General features: G+C 41.5%; 16 protein-coding genes. 7 read left to right on the forward strand and 9 right to left on the reverse strand.

Going from position 1 to position 20,730, the window contains the following annotated elements:
* Positions 1 to 36: 36 nt before the first annotated feature.
* Positions 37 to 915, reverse strand: a complete 879-nt coding sequence (locus MTN97_RS02185; protein ID WP_248473577.1) for a DUF3014 domain-containing protein — start codon at positions 913 to 915, stop codon at positions 37 to 39.
* Between the two features lie 345 nt (positions 916 to 1,260).
* On the opposite strand from MTN97_RS02185, the gene MTN97_RS02190 reads away from it, so the two are divergent.
* Positions 1,261 to 2,406, forward strand: a complete 1,146-nt coding sequence (locus tag MTN97_RS02190) for a patatin-like phospholipase family protein (protein WP_036981966.1) — start codon at positions 1,261 to 1,263, stop codon at positions 2,404 to 2,406.
* Positions 2,407 to 2,423: 17 nt separating this feature from the next.
* On the opposite strand, the gene MTN97_RS02195 is transcribed toward MTN97_RS02190, so the two are convergent.
* Positions 2,424 to 4,397 (reverse strand): monovalent cation:proton antiporter family protein, encoded by a 1,974-nt coding sequence (locus tag MTN97_RS02195; protein WP_248473578.1) that lies wholly within the window; start codon positions 4,395 to 4,397, stop codon positions 2,424 to 2,426.
* 127 nt (positions 4,398 to 4,524) lie between these two features.
* Between MTN97_RS02195 and MTN97_RS02200 the strand changes: the two genes are divergently transcribed.
* Complete coding sequence (locus MTN97_RS02200) at positions 4,525 to 5,421, forward strand: GGDEF domain-containing protein (protein ID WP_036981963.1); 897 nt, start codon at positions 4,525 to 4,527, stop codon at positions 5,419 to 5,421.
* Between the two features lie 57 nt (positions 5,422 to 5,478).
* On the opposite strand, the gene MTN97_RS02205 is transcribed toward MTN97_RS02200, so the two are convergent.
* The 6 genes from MTN97_RS02205 to lpxB form a co-directional block, all read right to left on the reverse strand.
* Positions 5,479 to 5,820 carry a hypothetical protein gene (locus tag MTN97_RS02205; protein ID WP_248473579.1) on the reverse strand — a complete coding sequence of 114 codons (342 nt, stop codon included), beginning with the start codon at positions 5,818 to 5,820 and terminating at the stop codon, positions 5,479 to 5,481.
* Positions 5,817 to 7,127, reverse strand: coding sequence for a tRNA lysidine(34) synthetase TilS (tilS, locus tag MTN97_RS02210; protein ID WP_248473580.1), 1,311 nt, complete (start codon positions 7,125 to 7,127; stop codon positions 5,817 to 5,819). The genes MTN97_RS02205 and tilS overlap by 4 nt, the downstream gene beginning before the upstream one ends.
* A gap of 132 nt (positions 7,128 to 7,259) precedes the next feature.
* A complete protein-coding gene (accA, locus tag MTN97_RS02215; protein ID WP_008110950.1) occupies positions 7,260 to 8,216 on the reverse strand; it encodes an acetyl-CoA carboxylase carboxyl transferase subunit alpha in 957 nt (318 codons plus the stop codon).
* A 16-nt stretch (positions 8,217 to 8,232) separates the two neighbouring features.
* Positions 8,233 to 11,724: a DNA polymerase III subunit alpha gene (gene dnaE / locus MTN97_RS02220; RefSeq protein ID WP_248473581.1), complete on the reverse strand. Its 3,492-nt coding sequence runs from the start codon at positions 11,722 to 11,724 to the stop codon at positions 8,233 to 8,235.
* Positions 11,725 to 11,727: 3 nt separating this feature from the next.
* Positions 11,728 to 12,330, reverse strand: coding sequence for a ribonuclease HII (gene rnhB / locus MTN97_RS02225; protein ID WP_036981958.1), 603 nt, complete (start codon positions 12,328 to 12,330; stop codon positions 11,728 to 11,730).
* Positions 12,320 to 13,477 carry a lipid-A-disaccharide synthase gene (gene lpxB, locus MTN97_RS02230; RefSeq protein ID WP_248473582.1) on the reverse strand — a complete coding sequence of 386 codons (1,158 nt, stop codon included), beginning with the start codon at positions 13,475 to 13,477 and terminating at the stop codon, positions 12,320 to 12,322. Before lpxB ends, rnhB begins: the two co-directional genes overlap by 11 nt.
* Before the next feature lie 292 nt (positions 13,478 to 13,769).
* Between lpxB and MTN97_RS02235 the strand changes: the two genes are divergently transcribed.
* Genes MTN97_RS02235 through cydC form a run of 5 tightly spaced genes read left to right on the forward strand, consistent with a single transcriptional unit; the run spans position 13,770 to position 20,160 of the window.
* Positions 13,770 to 15,353 carry a cytochrome ubiquinol oxidase subunit I gene (locus MTN97_RS02235; RefSeq protein WP_036981954.1) on the forward strand — a complete coding sequence of 528 codons (1,584 nt, stop codon included), beginning with the start codon at positions 13,770 to 13,772 and terminating at the stop codon, positions 15,351 to 15,353.
* Positions 15,350 to 16,489 carry a cytochrome d ubiquinol oxidase subunit II gene (cydB, locus tag MTN97_RS02240; protein WP_069438627.1) on the forward strand — a complete coding sequence of 380 codons (1,140 nt, stop codon included), beginning with the start codon at positions 15,350 to 15,352 and terminating at the stop codon, positions 16,487 to 16,489. The genes MTN97_RS02235 and cydB overlap by 4 nt, the downstream gene beginning before the upstream one ends.
* Positions 16,490 to 16,501: 12 nt before the next feature.
* Positions 16,502 to 16,666 carry a cytochrome bd-I oxidase subunit CydX gene (gene cydX, locus MTN97_RS02245; RefSeq protein WP_004586934.1) on the forward strand — a complete coding sequence of 55 codons (165 nt, stop codon included), beginning with the start codon at positions 16,502 to 16,504 and terminating at the stop codon, positions 16,664 to 16,666.
* Positions 16,656 to 18,431: a thiol reductant ABC exporter subunit CydD gene (gene cydD, locus MTN97_RS02250; RefSeq protein WP_248473583.1), complete on the forward strand. Its 1,776-nt coding sequence runs from the start codon at positions 16,656 to 16,658 to the stop codon at positions 18,429 to 18,431. Before cydX ends, cydD begins: the two co-directional genes overlap by 11 nt.
* A complete protein-coding gene (cydC, locus tag MTN97_RS02255; RefSeq protein WP_248473584.1) occupies positions 18,424 to 20,160 on the forward strand; it encodes a thiol reductant ABC exporter subunit CydC in 1,737 nt (578 codons plus the stop codon). The genes cydD and cydC overlap by 8 nt, the downstream gene beginning before the upstream one ends.
* On the opposite strand, the gene MTN97_RS02260 is transcribed toward cydC, so the two are convergent.
* On the reverse strand, positions 20,157 to 20,564 hold the full coding sequence (locus MTN97_RS02260; protein WP_036981945.1) for a septal ring lytic transglycosylase RlpA family protein: 408 nt from the start codon (positions 20,562 to 20,564) through the stop codon (positions 20,157 to 20,159). The genes cydC and MTN97_RS02260 overlap by 4 nt on opposite strands.
* Positions 20,565 to 20,730: the final 166 nt, after the last annotated feature.

A 20,730-nucleotide genomic window follows, 5' to 3' on the forward strand; every position in this document is an offset into this window, starting at 1 on the left:
ATACAATCGCAGAGTGTTTAGTGGTTAAAGCGGTTATTAATTACTCTCTAACTGCGCTTTTATATTACGTAGCGCTGCTTTTACTTTTTTCATGTTCTCTGGGCCCATGCGTAAAAGTTGCTTTTGTGCAGCGGGTAATTGCTCCCACTCAGAAAACGCATACTGATAAGTAACCGAGTCACGCAATAAAGGTAAGCTGCCTTTTGGCTCTGGAGTATCAAGTAGCAAGTCAATGGCATCTTCAAGTGTTTGTGTAAACTCATCATCGCCATAGCCAATTTCAGTGTATGCACTGTTGATTAGCGGTTTATATTCTTCATATAAACGAACAGCTTGTGCGGCACTCATACTCGTTAGTACTTTTACATATGGGGTGTAGCGTTCATAGCTATTAGGGTCAATGGTTAAAATATCGCCTTCGTTTACGCTAAAACCTTCTTCTAACTTTACAACTGGGGTATGTTTCTTAGCTACCTTACCTTTTGCTAAGTTATCGATAAACACCACACCACGACGAATAACATCATCGTTTAACACTAGGCTCATTGCCGCATCGCCTAAGTATTCATCTAATTTTGCAACCACGACAGGATCACTGTCATTTAATGTTGGTAGAGGTACAACCTCAGGCTCTGGCTCAACGTCTGGGCGCTGTGCTGGCACTGCAAACTCTTCAGGTTTTTCTGGCTTAACCGATGGCGCCCCCACCACAGGATCGTTTTCAGGTTTTAGCTCCATAACGGGTTGCTCTTTTATGGGTTCTTCAACCTGCATAACTGTTTCTGGGGCTTCGCTTGGTTTTAATAATATAAACGCGGCGGCAATAATAATGATTAATAAAATAACCCCTGCGAAGATAAGGTTGTTATTCGGTGGACGTTTTTGAACATCTGATTCTGATGGTTTATCTGACATACGAACTCCATAAATATAAAAATGCGATACCGTTTAGAGTACTCTAAACAGATTTAATTCCTAACTTACACTAATATTCATTAATAAGTAGGGTCTGTTGACCTTTCGGATTAAAATTTGTTCAGCCCCCTTAGCAGAGGATGTTTGGTTTTTAAGCTTCGTTATCGCCTATTTATGGGAAGTAACCACAATACATAGGCTCTTCCTTGCCTAAAAATACAAACACACTGATAAAAATTCAACCTCGAAAGATAAATAGACTCTAACATATCCTTTGATTCTTCTAGCTTAAAGACTTACAGTGAATAAATAAAGTAAAGACAGCGAACAGTTTAAATACCTAACATGAAAATTAAGCAAGTCGATCCTAGTAAACCTAAAATTGCCTTATTACTAACAGGTGGTGGTGCCCGAGCGGCTTATCAAGTGGGTGTTTTGAAAGCGTTAGCGCAAAGTATGCCCAGAACCGCCCCGCTGCCCTTTAGAGTGATAAATGGCACCTCTGCCGGTGCAATTAATTCTGCGGCCTTAGCATGTTACGCCTCATGCATGCATTTAGCGGTAAGAAAACTAGAAACAGTATGGAAAAACTTTTCAACTTCGATGGTATATAAAAGCGACTTTTTAAGTGTGTTTGGTCATATTACCCGTAATATTTTAACCAGTTTCCAGTCAGAACATATAAACCATCCACCAGCAAGCTTGTTAAATAACCGACCACTTAGAAAACTGTTAAACGATATACTGGATTTACATCGTATTGAGCGTAATTTACACCGTGACTATTTAGAGGCGCTGTCTATTACTGCATCTAGTTATACTACTGGCGATTCTGTTGCTTTTTTTCAGTCAAATACGCAGCATTCTTGGCAACGAGCCAAACGCGAAGGTCGTGCTACTCGTATCAATGTTGAACACCTAATGGCCTCAAGTGCCATTCCTATGGTGTTTCCAAGTGTGAATATTTATAACCACTATTTTGGTGATGGCTCTATACATCAGCTTTCACCTTTAAGCCCGTCTATTCACTTAGGGGCAAATAAAATATTTATTATTGGGGTTGATCAACCCAAAGAGCCACATCCTCCTGGATACTCTGCACATTTCCCGGGACTTTCGGCCGTGGCAGGGCATTTACTCGACAGTGTATTTACCGACACTATGCAATCTGATCTAGAGCGCTTGGACAGAATAAACCGCACACTCGGTTTATTGCCCAATAAGCATAAGCATCAAGAGTTGAAACAAATAGATAGCTTTATTATTAATCCATCGCAAAACTTCAATGCCATTGCAGCGCAGTATTACGATGATATGCCTTGGGCGATAAAAGTTTTATTACGTATAATCGGGGTAAAAAAGCGCTCTCAGTCGAGTTTGACCAGCTATTTGTTATTTGAAAAACGCTACACCCAGCATTTAATTCAAATCGGATACGACGATGGTATGGCAAAATTACCTGAGATCAGAAAGTTCTTAGAGCTAGAGTAAGTTTATTGCTTGATGGGCTACTCTATACCATCAAGTAAATAATGCTCAACACGTTCTACTCGCCTCGGTTTGCCTTGCAACACTAAAATATCATTAGCATACAATATTGTGTGTTCTGGTGGTGTGCCTATTTCTTCGCCCTCGCGGCGAAGCGCCTTAATTAGCACTTTTCTTTTTGCTAAATTGAGCTCGCTAATAGCCTTGTTTACCGCAAATGCTTTATCTGGTAAGGCTATTACATGTAAATACTCTAAACGCTCTAACAAGTTGGTATCGCTGTCAATGTTTTCGCCTGCAAAAAAACTTTGTAATAGCTTATAGCGGTTACGTCTTTCGCTACTAACACGGCGAATTATTCGGCTCATTGGTACACCCGACATAGACAACACATGTGAGACCAGCATTAAACTTGCTTCAAGCGCCTCAGGCACAACCTCAGTGACGCCTAAATCTTTTAAACGCTCCAATTGGCTGTCGTCACGGGTTCTTATGAGTATTTTTACCCTAGGAGCAACCTGCTTTATGGCATCAATCACTATTTGAGTTTGTTGAAATTCCGTAAAAGTAATAATCACTAAGCGTGCTCGCTCTACTCCTGCACACTTTAAAATATCTTTTTGCTCAACGTGACCAAACAATAACGGTTCACCCGCCGCTTTTCCTTCTTGCACTAATATGGGGTCGCTTTCAATGGCCACATAATCAATAGCCTCTGGCGATAAAAAGCGAGCGATAGTTTGCCCTACCCGAGAAAATCCACATATAACTACATGATTATTATAAAGCGTACTGCTTTGTGGCTCATCTTCATAGGCAAACTTAGCGCGTTCTAACATACCCAGTCGCTTTAAAATAAAGGGAGTTTTATCGATTAAATACGGGGTGAGTGCCATAGAAATTACACTCATGGCAATTAAAAATGATACTTGCTCCGCACTCAGTAAGTCATGCTGTACTGCGAGTGCAATTAACACAAAGCCAAACTCGCCCATTTGCCACAGCATTATAGCGCACGCTAATGCATCTTGTTTTCGCTCTCCCATAAATAAAGAAGATAACATCACTACGGCGATTTTTAAGACTAGAATGCCCAGTAAGGCAACAACAATAATACTCGCATGATTAACAACAAAGCTGATATCTAGCTGCATACCTACGGTAACAAAAAATAACCCCATTAAAATATCACGAAACGGGCGAATATCCGCTTCTAGCTGGTGACGGTAATGGCTTTCACCAAGCATCATACCGGCTAAGAATGCCCCTAATGCCATCGATAAACCAAAAGAGTATGTGAGTAACCCTGCAAACAAAGACACCAATAACGTGGTTAATACAAACAGCTCATCGCTCCGTGCTAGTGCCACTTCTTTAAACACCTTGGGCAAAACCCACTTGCCAATAGTCCATAGCAATACACACACAAACGCGCCTTTAGTCAGCGCTAACAGTAATGCCCAACCAATACTATTGGAATCACTGCTGGCAAATAAAGGCAAAATAATGAGTAACGGCACAGCCGCAATGTCTTGAAATAGTAAAACACCGATTGCTAATTGCCCTCGGCGTTTATTTAAATCCCCACTCTCTTTTAAAAATTTAGCAACCACCGCAGTAGAGGAGAGCGTAATAATAATGCCAATGGTAAAACTGGTTAATAAATTAAAATTTAATAAATGCAGAATCACAATCAGCAAAATACTACTAACAAATACTTGCAACGACCCTAAACCAAATACAATATTACGCATTGCCATTAGGCGCGATACAGAAAACTCCAAACCTAAACTAAACAGCAAAAATACAATACCTAGCTCTGCAATAAAGTCCATCTCATGGCTTTGTGTTATCCAGCCAACACCATGACCACCCGCTAATAAACCCACTGCCAAATAAGCCAACACAGGGGGAAGCCCTATTCGCTTAAATAGCCATACAAATAGAACCGCAGCAACTAAAAGTCCAAAAACCTGAGCATTAATATTTTGCAATGCAATCCTTATAAGCAATCAATGGAATGTGACTTAACTATAGCAACCGTATAAGTTTCAGCAAAAATGTAAATATGGCATATAACCTGCTTAGTTATAAAAAGTAATACTATAGGGGGAATAAATAGTGGAAAACGTTCATATTTTGACACAACGTATCTCTGGTCGCGGCGAATTTTTGCCGTTCTCAGCAGAGCAATATAATAGCAATACACCGACATCACTGCATGAGCTGGCGGCTAAACTACAAACTAGCTTAGTTTTAGAAGATATTTTAGGTACGTTTGCAAACTTTGCAAAACAGCTGCTTAATTTTTCTGGTGTGCATTTTAAAGCAACAAGTATTGATGTAAAAACACCCAATAGTGATGTTGAAAATCCAGCGTACTCGTTTGATTTAAAAGTTGAAAATGAGTACTTAGGCACATTAACTTATTATACAAAGTATCCGCTTAGTGCGGCTATTGAGAAAAAGCTACAACACTTTCATAGTGTACTAATTTATCCATTGCGTAATGCGCTTATGTATAACCGTGTATTAAGGTTAGCCACAAAAGATTCATTAACCGGATTAAACAACCGTAGTCAATTTAATGACATGTTACAACAAAAGCTTGAAAATCATAGGCGCAACGGCTATCCATTTAGTTTAATGCTGCTTGATTTAGATAATTTTAAACAAGTGAATGATAACTATGGTCATAAAATTGGCGATGACGTTTTGATAGAATTTGCTACGGTTTTATCGAGCAGTATTAGAGGGACTGATTCGGTATTTCGCTTTGGTGGCGATGAGTTTTCAATATTAATCGAAGACCCGGCTTTCACCACCAATAAAGTGATCGCTGAACGTATTTTGCATTTAGTACGAAACTCACCGATTATGTCTAAGTACAATGTAACAACCAGTATTGGTTTTACCTTAACTAACAGTGGTGATTGCCAAAACGAGATATTTTCTCGTGCGGACAAGGGCTTGTATAAAGCAAAAGCATCTGGGCGAAACTGCGCAAAAGCTTATTAAGCTATAAAAGAGCCTACTGATTGAAAAGCCTAGCCTCCCCCGCTGGGTTTTTTTATACTACTTTTTTAATATAAAGTATTTGTAAATTAGTAACATGGCGAAAAAGCCAAAAAAGAAACCACTGAGTAAATTAAGTAATGCAGCAATTGTCGTAAGCGGTGTAAAAAGCACTAACAGTAAAGGCGTACTCACCCCTAGAATGAAAAACACGCCCCCTTTACCTAACCAATAGGCAAGTAAAATGGCGGCACATACCATACCACCCAATACAGCGTAGCAGAGAGTAATAATATTATGGGTTAAAAATACATTCGCTAAAACCGCAATCAATAGCGTAATTAATATGCCAGTAGGTGCCTTATTTATAAGCGACAGCCCAACATGAGGTTGTTGACTCATGATTTATACTCCCAAATAAAACCAGTATCATCTTTGTGATTATCACTAATAAAATAGCCAACCACTTGAACTAGCTCATCATTGTAAAAAATTAATGGAATATCAGCACGTAGCCAAGGCGCTACCTTTGCATCTTTAAACCAATGCTTAAGGGTATTACTGCCGGGCTTTTTTAGTGGTTTAATACGCGCACTATTACAGTTAAAACGAACACTGACTTGTTCATCAGCTTTAGGGGCGCGTATACCTATTCCCTGCAGGCATTGTAGTATTTGTCCGTCATTCAGCACTAGTTCGCGACTTGTTACGCGTTCAATATTAACGGCTAAAGGCGTCGGCTGCACAAAATACAGATAACCTTGATGGCGGCGTATTTGTCCATCGCTTAGCTTAATAACCATTTGCGCATCAGCTTTGGCATGAATAGCCTGACTCATTATTTGCATTAACTGTTTTTGCGAAGGCATGGTATGGGTAAATAAAGCCAGCCATGCGCGCAGAAGATTCGCAATGCGAATAGCGCTGTAATGAGCCATATTTTGTATATTAAGCGCCTGATGTTGGTTAAGACACTGTGCGAGATCTTGCTGGGTATATTCATCAAGCAATGCTTGTTGCTGCTGCAATAATTCAATACTTCGTGCTGTACACTGCTCAAACCCAGTAAAACGCTCTGCCAACTTAGGCACTATTTGCTGGCGCAAAAAATTACGATCAAAGCGCTCATTGGCGTTGGATTCATCGGTAATATGGCTAATATTAAATTGCTGGGCAAACGCTTCTATCTCGCTGCGTTTTACCCCAAGTAATGGCCTATAGCACTCACGGCCACTTTCAAGCACACGAGTTTGCTGCATAGCGCCGAGCCCTTTTAAGCCTGAGCCGCGCTTTAAACGAAGTAAAAATGTCTCTACTTGGTCGTTTAAATGTTGGCCTAACAAAATGATACTATCATTTGGGCTATATTCATCAAGCGCTTGATAACGCGCTTCGCGAGCCTGCGCTTCAATACTGGTGCGCGATTGCTGCTTAATAATGACGTGTGCCGCTTTAAAATCAATTGAAAGTTGCTCACAACGTGCTTGGCAAAATTGCTGCCAGTGATGGGCGTTATCACTTAAGCCATGATTTACATAAATTGCACTTAAATTTAATTGTGGGTACTGCTGTTTTAACCCATGCATTATCTGCAACAACACCACCGAATCTACGCCACCAGATAAGGCTACAGTAAATGTGAATTGCCCGTTTTCTATATAATGATTGAGGGCTTTTTGTACCTGCAGATAAATATGTGATGTGTGCATTATTATAACCAATGAGTGAATTGCTAATAACCCGAATAAAAAAGGCTCTACGTTACGGTATTTTAAAACAAAAAAAGCCGCATAGGCGGCTTTTTTCTATATTTGGCTATGTTTAGCTATGTTTAGCTATGTTTAGCAATAACCAAACGACATTAAACGCTTGTAACGTTGATCAAGCATCTCTTCAAGCGATAACGCTTGTAAGTCTGCTAAATCGCGCTTAAGGCGAACTTTTAAATTGCGTGCCATGGCATCATAATTACGGTGTGCACCACCTAGCGGCTCATCAACTAAATTATTAATTAAATCTAGCTCTTTAACACGCTCGGCTGTTACACCCATTGCTTCTGCTGCAAGTGGTGCTTTATCAGCACTTTTCCATAAAATAGAGGCACAACCCTCTGGTGAAATAACTGAGTAAGTGCTGTATTGCAGCATGTTTACTCTGTCGCCAACACCAATCGCTAATGCACCACCTGAACCACCTTCACCAATAACAGTACAAATTGTAGGTACTTTTAGTGCGGCCATTACTTTTAGGTTACGTGCAATTGCTTCTGACTGACCACGTTCTTCAGCGCCAACACCTGGGTATGCACCTGGGGTGTCGATAAAGGTCATGATTGGCATTTTAAAACGCTCAGCCATTTCCATTAAGCGCAATGCTTTACGGTAACCTTCTGGTTTTGGCATGCCAAAATTACGTTTAATTTTTTCAGCAGTACCACGGCCTTTTTGCTGACCGATCACCATAACAGGCTCACCATCTAAACGGGCTACGCCGCCTAAAATGGCAGGGTCGTTAGCAAACGTGCGATCACCCGCAAATTCGTCAAATTCCGTAAAAATACGCTCGATATAATCTCGAGTATAAGGACGCAACGGATGACGTGCTAGCTGTGATACTTGCCAAGCGCCTAGTTCAGAGAAAATTTTCTCCTTCATTTGTGCGCTCTTTTCTTTAAGTTTGCTGACTTCCTCTTCTAATCCAAGGTCTAATTCGCCAGCGCGGCTTACATTTTGTAATTCTTCAATTTTTGCTTCTAATTCTGCAATTGGAAGCTCAAAATCAAGATAATTGAGGCTCATGCTCTAAACTACCTAATTAGTTAAATTCTAGTTCTACATTTTGCGCTGCCATCAGCGATAACTTATGAATTAAGTCGTCACTTGGCGTAACACACCATTCGATCCCTAGGGTTAATTGCACCAACGCATCGGGGCGTTGATAATATACCTTGATCGGACACGTTCCCATTTTGTATGGTTCGAGTACTTTTTGTAATTTATCGAAGAAACCAGCCTCGATCTGCACCATATTCAGCGTCATCTTAATCGCTTTTATACGCTTTTCACGCGCCTGAGCAATGGTGTTTATTTCTCTGGCGGTCATTGTAATGCCACCGGAGAAGTTATCAAAGCTGACCTGTCCAGATATTACCAAGATATTGTTTACTTGAAGCATTTCTTGGTACATTTCGAACTGTTCTGGAAACAAGCGTACATCAATTCGGGCGCTCTTGTCATCTAAAGTTATTAAGCCCCAACGATTTCCCTTTTTATTTATTAAGGTTCGCGTTGAAATAACTAAGCCCGCAGCCGTAGAGAGTACATCACGATTGGTTGGCTGTAAATCCACCAGCTTACCACTGGTGTAATGTCTCAGCTCGCGTCGATATTGATTTATTGGATGCCCAGTTAAATAAAGGCCTAGTGTGTCTTTTTCGCCATCAAGCCATTGGTTATCGGTAAGCGGTGTGGCTTTTATAAACGCTTGCTCAACTTCATCAGGCTCGGTGGCAAGTAAGCCAAATAAATCGCTTTGCCCAAGTTGCTCAGCTTTATTGTGCTGATCGGCTGCACGCATGGCATCTTTTAAACTTGCTAATAACGTTGCACGCCCTGCTTGGGTTTTATCTGGCCCTAGTTGGTCAAGTGCACCGGCGTAAATTAATTTTTCGGTCACGCGTTTATTTAAGCGTTTTAAATCGACACGGGCACAAAAATCAAATAAATCTTTAAAAGGGCCGCCTTTTTCGCGCGCCTCTAAAATAGCCTCTACCGGCGCTTCACCAACGCCTTTAATTGCACCGATGCCGTAAACAATTTCACCTTTTAGGTTTACTGTAAACTTAAACTCACCGGCGTTTACATCTGGCGGTAATAAGGTGAGCTTCATGTTTTCACATTCATCCACCAAGATCACTATTTTGTCGGTGTTATCCATATCGGCCGACATTACCGCCGCCATAAACTCTGCAGGATAATGCGTTTTCATCCACAGTGTTTGATACGATACTAATGCATAAGCTGCTGAGTGCGATTTGTTAAACCCGTAACCCGCAAACTTTTCAACCAAGTCGAATATTTTAATTGCCAGTTCGCCGTCAATACCGTTGTTACGTGCGCCTTCTTCAAAGGTTGAGCGCTGCTTTGCCATTTCTTCAGGCTTTTTCTTACCCATAGCACGACGTAACATGTCGGCGCCGCCCAGTGTATAACCGGCGAGTACCTGCGCTATTTGCATTACTTGTTCTTGATACAAAATAATGCCGTAAGTCGGCTCAAGAATTGGCTTTAAGCTTTCGTGTTGGTATTGCGCATCGGGGTATGAAATTTCTTCTCGACCAAGTTTACGGTCGATAAAGTTATCAACCATGCCTGATTGCAGTGGGCCTGGACGAAACAAAGCTACAAGTGCAATCATATCTTCAAAGCAATCGGGCTTTAATCGGCGTACGAGGTCTTTCATGCCGCGCGATTCGAGCTGGAATACCGCGGTGGTTTCAGCGCGCAGCAATAGCTCTATACTTTTTTTATCATCAAGTGGAATGGTGTTGATATCAATGGGCGCTTTGCCTTCGCGCTTCATGCGCTCATTGGTCATATCCACTGCCCACTGCAAAATGGTTAAGGTACGTAAGCCTAAAAAGTCAAACTTTACCAGCCCTGCAGTTTCTACGTCGTTTTTGTCAAACTGGGTAACCGGAAACTTACCTTCGTCATCGCAATAGAGCGCCGCAAAATCGGTAATTGTGGTCGGCGATATTACAACCCCCCCGGCATGTTTACCGGCATTACGGGTACAACCCTCAAGAATACGACACATGTCGATTAAGTCTTTAACTTCTTCATCGCCGTCGTAGGCTTCTTGCAAACGGGGTTCAACTTCAAACGCTTTGGCTAAGGTCATTCCAGGATCGCCCGGAATAAGCTTAGAAATACGATCGACAAACCCATACGGATGACCAAGTACACGGCCTACATCGCGTATTACCGCTTTTGCTGCCATAGTACCAAAGGTAATAATTTGCGATACCGCGTCACGGCCATACAAGGCCGATACATGATCAATTACTTCATCACGCCTATCCATGCAAAAGTCGACATCGAAATCGGGCATTGATACACGTTCTGGGTTTAGAAATCTCTCAAAGAGTAAGTCAAATTCCAGCGGATCTAGGTCTGTAATTTTAAGCGCGTACGCCACTAATGAACCCGCACCCGAACCACGTCCTGGCCCTACTGGAATATTGTTATCTTTACTCCACTGAATAAACTCCATTACGATTAAGAAGTAGCCAGGGAAACCCATTTGGTTAATGACATCTAGCTCTACTTTTAAGCGATCGTCGTATTCGCGCCGTTTTTCTTGTCGCTCTTGTTCATCAGGGAATAAAAACTGTAGTCGCTCTTCAAGGCCGTCTTGTGAAACCTTAACCAAAAACTCATCAATTTTTAGTGAGCCCGTCGGGTAATCTGGTAGGAAATACTCACCTAATTGCACGGTTACATTACAGCGCTTTGCAATTTCTACGGTATTTTGTAGCGCTTCTGGAATATCACTAAATAGCTCTGCCATTTGTTCTGGCGTTTTTAGGTATTGCTCTTGTGAAAAACGCTTTGGTCGGCGTTTATCATCCAATGTGTAACCGTCAAAAATCGCCACGCGTATTTCATGAGCTTCAAAGTTTTCAGGTTTTAAAAATACCACTTCATTGGTGGCCACTACTGGCAATTGCTCATTTGTTGCAAGCTCCACCGCCATGTGCAAATAGTTTTCTTCTTGGGCACGGTTGGTACGAATAAGCTCAATATAAAAATGATCGCTAAAATGCTGCTTATAAAAACTGACCACCGACTCAACAATAGCGGGGTTACCTTTTATTAAGGCTTTTCCTAAATCGCCATCTTTGGCGCCCGAGAGTATGATAAGCCCCTCTTTTAAATCAACTAACCACTCACGGTCAATGACAGGGCGATGAAAAACATGGCCACGTTGATAGGCTTTAGAGATCAATAAAGTAATATTTTTATAGCCAATGTTATCTTTGGCTAACAATGTTAATCGGCTTGGTTCGTCGGGAAATTCTGGGCTACGTACCCAAAAATCCGCACCAACAATCGGCTTAATACCCGCATTATGCGCTGCGCCATAAAAACGCACCAGACCACAAAAGTTCATTTGATCGGTAATAGCCAGCGCGGGCATTTCAAGCTCTTGCGCTTTAGCGACAATAGGCTTGGTTTTAGCTAAGCCATCGACCATCGAAAAGTCTGAGTGAACGCGTAAATGTACAAACTCTGGTGCAGCCATTATTTATGCCTCGCCCTTTGCTTGCATCAGCACGCGCTGTACCGGCTTAAAGCTTTTACGGTGCTCATCAATTGCGCCGTATTGCTCAAGTGCTGCAAAATGCGCCTTAGTTGGGTAGCCTTTATGCCCTGCAAACCCATATTGTGGGTAGCGCGCATCAAGCTCAAGCATTTCGTCATCGCGAGCCACTTTTGCTAAAATAGAGGCTGCTGAAATTTCTTCTACTAAGCTGTCGCCTTTAACAATGGCTTGTGCCGGCATTGCTAATTTAGGTAAACGGTTGCCATCTACAAACACAAATTCAGGCACTGTGTTAAGTGCTTCCACCGCGCGGCTCATGGCAAGCATGGTGGCTTGTAATATATTTAGCTCATCTATTTCACTGGGGCTACAACGACCAATGGCGTAACACAGTGCTTTTTCTTTTATTTCGATGGCTAATAATTGGCGTTTTTTATCCGTTAATTTTTTAGAATCTGCAAGGCCTGCGATTGGCTTAGCGGGATTTAAAATAACAGCGGCAGTAACCACATCACCCACCAGCGGTCCACGACCAACTTCATCCACACCGGCTATTAAGGTTACATTAGGTCGTTCAATTTGCATCTATTAACTCCGCCACAGCCTTGGCTGCTTGTTTACTGGCATTTAATCTAATTTTTTCATGTATAGCTAAAAAGCGTGCTTTTAATTCTTTATTATCGCTATTGAGCATAGGGGTAAGTGCTGCTGTTAAGTTAGCGACATTACACTCTCTTTGTAAAAACTCTGGTACTAACTCTTCGTCTGCCAATAAATTGGGTAGCGAAAAATATTTAATATTAAAGGTAAATAAGGTTTTAAAAATCCAATAACTCATGGGTTTAATTTTATAACCAACTACCATTGGCTTTTTATATAACATGCCCTCAAGCGTTGCTGTACCTGATGCAAGCAATATAGCATCGGCGGCTTGCATGGCTAAATTTGATTGGGCATCTAGTAAGTTAACATTAAGAGAGGGCGCTGTGGCATTTAAAATAGCAATAAATTGCGCTTTACGCTTTTCGTTCACCAGTGGCACAACGACTTTAAGCGCTGGGTTCTGCGCTTGTAACTGCGCCGCTGTTTTTATGTAGGTTTCACTTAACAAGCCCACTTCTGAGCCCCGGCTCCCAGGTAATAACGCTAACACCTTGTCATCAGCACTTAAGCCTAGTTGGCTGCGGGCTTTGCTATCGTCGTGCTTAAGTGCAATGTCGTCAGCTAATGTATGACCTACAAAAGTACACGGTACTTGGTGTTTGTCGTAAAATTCTTTTTCAAAAGGCAATAAAGCCAATACTAAGTTAGTGGCTGCACTTATAGTGTGAATGCGTTTTTCACGCCACGCCCACACTGAAGGGCTTACGTATTGCACGGTTTTGATGCCTGCGTCTTTTAACGGTTTTTCTACACGTAAATTAAAATCCGGCGCATCAATGCCTATAAAAACATCAGGAGGGTTTTCAATAAAGTGCTGTACTAACTGTTTGCGGATTTTTAGCAAGCGCGGTAAACGGCCAAGGACTTCAACCAAGCCCATAACCGACAACTCATCCATATCAAACAATGTTCTGCAGCCTTGAGCTTGCATTTTAGGGCCTGCAATACCTTCAAAGATTGCATTAGGAAAGTGTATTTTAAGCGCTTTTATGAGCCCTTCACCTAAAATATCGCCCGACAGTTCACCTGCCACAATACCAATTCGTAGTTGTTTTTTATCTTTTTTCATTTGCTATTTTTTCACAAGTAAACCCGGCATTCATACCGATTAGTTTACCGTGTTTTAAGGCTAGGTTAAACGCTTAAAACACACCACTTTTTTCTAACTTACTCTTAATTGATGATTGCGTATTTTATAGACTGATGTAATGTCATGGTATATTAAAGTTTTCTAATATACATATTGACAAAAATTGTACAAACGCCAATAATAACGCAAACTTTCAGAAATTACTGAAAGCTTATTAAAACATTAACAATTGCTTTGTGCTGTCACTGCATCACAACCAAAGGAGCCAAAAATGATAGATGAAACCTTTGTGGATCTATCGCGATTACAGTTTGCTGTCACCGCTCTATTTCATTTTTTATTTGTGCCGTTAACAATCGGTATGACCTGGATTTTAGTTATCATGGAATCGGTTTATGTTATGACCGGTCGCGAAATTTATCGTGATATGACTAAGTTTTGGGGCAAGTTATTTGGTATTAACTTTGCTATTGGCGTGGCGACGGGCCTCACCATGGAATTTGAGTTTGGTACTAACTGGTCATATTACTCACATTATGTAGGCGATATATTTGGCGCGCCGCTGGCTATTGAAGGTTTAATGGCGTTCTTTTTAGAGTCAACCTTTGTGGGTATGTTCTTTTTGGGCTGGGACAGGTTAACTAAACGCCAACATTTAGGTGCTACCTTTTTAATGGCGCTGGGTACTAATTTGTCGGCGCTATGGATATTAATTGCTAACGGCTGGATGCAAAACCCTGTGGGAGCAGAATTTAACTATCAAACTATGCGCATGGAAATGACTAGCTTTGCTGAGCTTGTATTTAACCCTGTAGCACAAGTTAAATTTATTCATACTGTATCGGCAGGTTATGTTGCCGCTTCTATGTTTGTACTGGGTATTAGTAGTTGGTACATATTAAAAGGCCGTGATTTAGCCTTTGCAAAACGCTCGTTTTCGGTGGCATCCGGCTTTGGTTTAGCGTCAATACTGTGTGTTATTTTATTAGGTGACGAATCAGGCTATGAAGTGGGCGAGGTTCAAAAGGTAAAACTAGCCACCATAGAAGCTGAGTGGCACACCGAAGAAGCACCTGCAGCGTTTACTGCGTTTGGTTTTCCTGATTCAGATGAGCAAGTTACCCATGCAGCAGTGAAAATACCCTACGCATTGGGGATTATTGCTACTCGCTCTCTAGATGAGCAAGTAGTTGGTATTTCTGATTTAGAGAAAAAACACGAGAAGCGTATTCGTAATGGCATGATAGCGTACGAATATCTCGAAAAACTTAGAAATGGCGAAGACAGCGAAGAAAACCTAGCTAAATTTGACTCCCTCAAAGATGATTTAGGTTATGGCTTATTGCTCAAACGCTATACCCCCAATGTGGTAGATGCCACAGAGGAACAAATTCAAATGGCGGTTAAAGACTCCTTCCCTAGAGTGGGCCCTATGTTTTGGTCATTTAGAATAATGGTTGCCTGTGGCGTAGTAATGCTCGCCGTGTTTGTACTGGCATTTTATTACAACGCACACCGCATTATTGAGCAAAAACGCTGGTTGCTGTGGGCTGCGGTTTTGAGTATCCCACTCCCTTGGATTGCAATAGAGTTTGGCTGGATCGTTGCCGAATACGGCCGCCAACCTTGGGCAATATCTGAAATATTACCAACCTTTTTAGCGACTTCGTCACTGACGGTAAACGATATTTTAATTAGCTTAACTGGATTTATTATTTTTTACACCGGCCTTGCTATTGTAGAGGGATGGTTAATGCTGCGCTTTATTAAACAAGGCCCAAGCTCATTACATACAGGTAAGTATCACTTTGAATTACCAAACAAAGCAGATAAAGACGCAGGAGAGCAATTATGATTTTTGATTATGAAACATTAAAAATGCTGTGGTGGTTGCTCATTGGCGTACTGCTTATAGGCTTTGCAATTACCGATGGCATGGATATGGGCGTTGCCATGTTACTGCGTATTGTGGGCAAAACAGACAGTGAACGGCGTACCGTTATTAATACCATTGGTGCCCACTGGGATGGTAACCAAGTATGGTTTATTACTGCAGGCGGTGCCTTGTTTGCAGCATGGCCTATGGTTTATGCCGCCGCATTTTCTGGTTTTTACTTTGCTATGATGCTGGTCTTATTTGCATTATTTTTTAGACCGTTAGGTTTTGACTACCGCTCAAAAATAGACTCTAAACGCTGGCGTAATAACTGGGATTGGGGCCTATTTGCAGGCAGCGCCATTCCCGCTTTAGTATTTGGTGTAGCCTTTGGTAACTTATTTTTAGGTGTACCGTTTAACATTGATAATCTACTACGTGTAAGCTACCAAGGCTCATTTTTTGGCTTACTTAACCCATTTGGTTTGCTAGCGGGTTTAATCAGTGTAGCCATGTTAATTGCCCATGCAGGTATGTGGTTGCAATTGCGCACAGCAGATGCGGTTGCACAGCGATCAGCGCAATATGGCCGCTATGCCTTAGTGGTATTTATTGTTTTGTTTGCAGCAGCTGGCTTTTGGGTGGCAAACATTAATGGCTACCAAATTGTGTCGATGCCTGATACGCAAAGCCACGCAGATCCGCTGGCAAAAGTAGTAAGCACAGCAAAAGGCGCATGGCTTAACAACTACAGTGAGCGCCCATGGACAATAACCTTCCCTATTTTAGGTTTTGCTATGGCATTCAGTGCCCTGCTTTTCTCAAAGCTTAACAAGCCAGCACTTGGGCTTATTTCAACCAGCTTTATGTTAATTGGCGTTATTATGACGGCAGGTGTGTCGCTGTTCCCATTTATTATGCCATCGGTTAATAACCCTGATATTAGCTTAACTATTTGGGATGCTGTATCGAGTCACAAAACACTCAATATTATGTTTGTTGCTGTTGTTATATTTATTCCGTTAATCCTGGCCTACACCACGTGGTGTTACGTAAAAATGTGGCGCAGAGTAACAGTCGAAGAAATTGAAAATAACACACACGGTAGCTACTAAGGAGACTAAATTATGTGGTATTTTGCTTGGATTTTAGGGGTACTTTTAGCCTGTACCTTAGGGGTTATCAATGTAATGTGGTACGAGTTTCATCAAAATAAGAACAGTATTGCTGATGATGAACAACCTATGCACGATTTACTAAACGAAGCTAACAATACAAAAGATGACGACTAACCCCCGACCAAATCGCGCGCAGCAGCAATCTCTGCGCGCTTTTTTAAAAAAGCAAAGTAAGTCTGCGGGTGCATGGTTAAAGTTAAGTATTGCACTGGGCACATTTAACGCTATTTTAATGATTGCTAGTGCGTATTTACTGGCACAGGCTATTCACAACGTCATGTTTGCAGGCGCAAGCCTTGAGCAAGTAAATCACTTACTTTGGCCTCTCGCGGGAATTATTTTACTCAGAGCTCTATTTTTAGCTATTAGTGAAAGGCTCAGTGCTTATGCGGCACTTAAAATAAAGTCGGCTATGCGCCAAACCTTATTAACCAAATTGACTCAACTTGGCCCTAGTTATATTGAACAACACGGTCAAGGCGCTACACTCAACACGCTGCACAATGGCGTTGAAGCACTTCACGATTACTACGCTAAATATTTACCTGGTGTTGCCTATAGCGCGCTTATTCCAATGGCCATATTAGTGGTTATATTCCCTACCGATTACAAGGCAGGTTTAATATTTTTATTAACCGCCCCGCTTATCCCATTTTTTATGATTTTGGTTGGCCATAAGGCCGAGGCACTCAATCAACAGCGCTGGCAACAATTAGCTGTACTCGGTAATTACTTTTTTGACCGCGTACAAGGGCTTACCCAACTAAAATTGTTTAATGCTACGCGCAAAGAGCTAAAGCAAATAGCCCAAATTTCAGATGATTTTAGGCATGCAACGCTAAGCGTGTTAAAAATTGCTTTTTTATCTTCTTTTGCACTGGAGTTTTTAGCCACAATTAGTGTGGCACTGGTAGCGGTTATTATTGGTTTTAGATTATTTTTTGGCACGCTCGACTTTGCAACCGGCTTTGTAGTATTGCTGCTAGCGCCTGAATTTTACTTACCGCTTCGCCAATTAGGCAGCCATTATCATGCGCGCTTACAAGGAATTAGTGCTGCTGCAGATATGCTAATCATTTTAAATGCACCACTGCCATCAAAAAATAATAACCACACAGCTCATATAAACATGGAGGGTAACAGCACTATCAGCGTCCATGATCTCAATTTTAGTTACCCTAATAGCAATGAGGGAATTAATAATATTAATTTAACCCTGCCAATCACAGGACTAGTAGCCATTGTGGGAGCTAGCGGCTCAGGTAAGAGCACCCTACTTGATTGCATGCTTGGTTTTCACCCAGAAGTAATACAACACATATCCATTGACCAACAACCATTGACGACAGCCGATATAAGCCAATTACAACAAAACATTGCCTGGATCCCACAAAAGCCAACCTTATTTTACGACACCATTGGCGCTAATATAAAGCTAGGTAATCCAGGCGTTTCAAATGCAGCACTTGAACAGGCGGCGCAGCAAGCTGGTGCGCTGGAATTTATTAACGACTTACCTGATGGGTTTAACACCTTAATAGGTGAACAAGGCGAAGGGCTCTCTGGAGGGCAAAAGCAGCGTATTGCTTTAGCTCGTGCATTTTTAAAAAACGCCCCTATTTTAATGCTTGATGAGCCAACCGCTCATTTAGACAGTCAAACTGAACAGCTCATTCAAAACGCTATTGCTGAGTATGCAAAAGAACACTTAGTGATCACCATAGCGCACCGCTTAAATACAGTAAAAAATGCTAAACAACTTATCGTTATGGAAAACGGTGCCATCGCTCAGCAAGGCGACTTTATAACGCTCAGCCAGCAAGCTGGCGAATTTGCAAAGCTGCTGCAAACAGCGCAACATGGAGCGACTAATGACTAACTTTATTCGTTTACTTAAATTGTGCCGCCCTCATTATAAAGCGATGCTTTTAGGGACGTTTCTAGCGTCACTCACGGTGCTAGCTAATGCAGGCTTACTCGCTATTTCCGGCTGGTTTTTAGCTTCTATGGCTGCCGCAGGACTTGCAGGCGTCCATATGAACTACTTTACCCCAGCTGGCACCATTCGTTTTTTGGCAATTGTGCGCACCGCCTCACGTTACGCTGAACGCTTAGTTACTCACAACGCCACATTTTTATTGTTAAGTGAAATACGAGTAAATATGTTCGCCACACTCAGTAAACTTAATAACCTTGATTTGGCTATGAGCCGCAGTGCCGATTTAGTTAACCGCTTACAAAATGATGTAGACGCACTAGATAAATTTTATTTAAATGTGTTGCTACCGATGTTAGTAGCCCTACTCACTGTGCCTATTATTATGCTGTTTATGTCTGCTTACAGCCCAAGTGTAGCCTTAATTTGCTTTACGGGCATCGTTGTTATTGGGGTGGTTATACCCGTTATATTGAGCAGACAATTAGATAAAAACAGCCACCAAGAAACATTACTCAGCGCCCAATTAAGAGCTGAGCTAGCTGATACCTTAACGGGTCTTAGAGAACTAAATATTTACCAAGCTCGAAACCAACAACTCACTAAGTGTGATCAGTTAAGTAAGCAGTATAATCAGCAATTATTTATTCGTCATAAGGCTCTTAGCAATGCTGATGGTTTGAGCTTACTCATAGTGCAACTGGCTATGCTCGCCAGCATTGTCACTATTGTGCCGCTGGTATTTAGCGCCGAGATGGTAAATGTTGAATTGGCGATGTTGAGTTTGTTTGTACTGGCCAGTTTTGAAAGCGTATTGTTACTACCCAACGCGTTTATTGAACTACCTAATGTATTAAAATCAGCTGAGCGACTATTTACCCTTGAAGATAAAGTACTGAAGAAAAACGAGGTTCCGCCACAAGTTATTGATTCAAAAAATAAAAAATGGACACTTTCGCTAGATAAAATTAGCTACCACTATGGCCAAAAGCAAGCATTAAATAATGTGAGCTTTGAGCTACCTGCAAAGCATAAAGTGGCGATTGTTGGACGAAGCGGCAGTGGTAAAACAACCTTAGTGAATTTACTAAGCGGTTTATGGCCTCTGCAACAAGGTGCAATTAGCTTACAAAACGAAAAAGAAACAATAAACCTGCAAAATTTAAATAATGAAAGCCGTGCAAAAACATTAAATATTTTAGCCCAGCAGCATCATATTTTTGATGGTACATTAAGCGATAATCTTGCCTATGCGGCACCTGATGCAACAGCGCAACAAATGACAGCGGCGTTAAAACAAGCCGAGCTGGGTAACTGGTTTAGCGCGCTAAAAGAAGGTTTAAATACTCGTTTAGGTACCGGCGGGCGAAATGTATCTCAAGGCCAGTCAAGACGCATTGCCTTGGCACAAGCGCTGCTGCAACAACCCGCCATTGTAGTGCTCGATGAACCCACTGAAGGGCTCGATAATATTTCTAAACAAGCCGTTATGAACAGTATTTTACAGCTAAAAGAGTGTGCCAGTGTACTAACAATCACACACGATCCAGCGTTGTTATCGCAAATGGATAGTGTCATCTGGTTAGACAGTGGGAAAATCATCGCTCAAGGTTCACATCAACAATTGCTCAATGAACACCCTGACTATGTGGCGTTAACGACCCGCTTTTAGTCCTTAGCAGTATTACTTTTATCAATAACGGTGACCGTTACATCAATAACGCCGACTTTAGGGTCGGCTATTTTTTTAAACATCGCCTTAGATAAATCAATAATTCGCCCCCGAATATAAGGCCCCCTGTCATTAATTCTGACCACTACAGACTTATTATTAGCAATATTGGTAACTTTCACTTTTGTACCAAATGGGAGTCTTAGGTGCGCAGCACTTGCTGCTTGTTGGCTAAATCGCTCGCCACTGGCAGTAGTTCGGCCGTGGTATTTATCAGCATAAAATGATGCTTTACCTTGCTCTGCAACATCACGTTGTTGATTATTTATATTACTTGGCGCAGTACTACAGGCGGTCAAAATCACTAATAATACTGAAATAAATACTAACTTTATCCGTTTCATTATTAATACTTTATAGGAAAATGTGTAGGGAGTGTAATAAGGTAAGCCTGAGTAGAGACTGAATTTAATAAACACAGCAACATGCACTTCATGACTGAGTTATTAATCAAATATCAGCTAAAAAAACCACCTTGATTACTCAAAGGTGGTTTTTTTTATAAATTAA

This window comes from Pseudoalteromonas sp. 2CM36K (assembly GCF_023161865.1).
GTDB classification, from domain to species: Bacteria; Pseudomonadota; Gammaproteobacteria; order Enterobacterales; family Alteromonadaceae; genus Pseudoalteromonas; species Pseudoalteromonas tetraodonis.

Coding starts and splice junctions, on each gene's coding strand:
- MTN97_RS02185 (WP_248473577.1), bottom strand. CDS start 915: ATGTCAGATAAACCATCAGAATCAGATGTTCAAAAACGTCCACCGAAT.
- MTN97_RS02190 (WP_036981966.1), top strand. CDS start 1,261: ATGAAAATTAAGCAAGTCGATCCTAGTAAACCTAAAATTGCCTTATTA.
- MTN97_RS02205 (WP_248473579.1), bottom strand. CDS start 5,820: ATGAGTCAACAACCTCATGTTGGGCTGTCGCTTATAAATAAGGCACCT.
- tilS (WP_248473580.1), bottom strand. CDS start 7,127: ATGCACACATCACATATTTATCTGCAGGTACAAAAAGCCCTCAATCAT.
- accA (WP_008110950.1), bottom strand. CDS start 8,216: ATGAGCCTCAATTATCTTGATTTTGAGCTTCCAATTGCAGAATTAGAA.
- dnaE (WP_248473581.1), bottom strand. CDS start 11,724: ATGGCTGCACCAGAGTTTGTACATTTACGCGTTCACTCAGACTTTTCG.
- rnhB (WP_036981958.1), bottom strand. CDS start 12,330: ATGCAAATTGAACGACCTAATGTAACCTTAATAGCCGGTGTGGATGAA.
- lpxB (WP_248473582.1), bottom strand. CDS start 13,477: ATGAAAAAAGATAAAAAACAACTACGAATTGGTATTGTGGCAGGTGAA.
- MTN97_RS02235 (WP_036981954.1), top strand. CDS start 13,770: ATGATAGATGAAACCTTTGTGGATCTATCGCGATTACAGTTTGCTGTC.
- cydB (WP_069438627.1), top strand. CDS start 15,350: ATGATTTTTGATTATGAAACATTAAAAATGCTGTGGTGGTTGCTCATT.
- cydX (WP_004586934.1), top strand. CDS start 16,502: ATGTGGTATTTTGCTTGGATTTTAGGGGTACTTTTAGCCTGTACCTTA.
- cydD (WP_248473583.1), top strand. CDS start 16,656: ATGACGACTAACCCCCGACCAAATCGCGCGCAGCAGCAATCTCTGCGC.
- cydC (WP_248473584.1), top strand. CDS start 18,424: ATGACTAACTTTATTCGTTTACTTAAATTGTGCCGCCCTCATTATAAA.
- MTN97_RS02260 (WP_036981945.1), bottom strand. CDS start 20,564: ATGAAACGGATAAAGTTAGTATTTATTTCAGTATTATTAGTGATTTTG.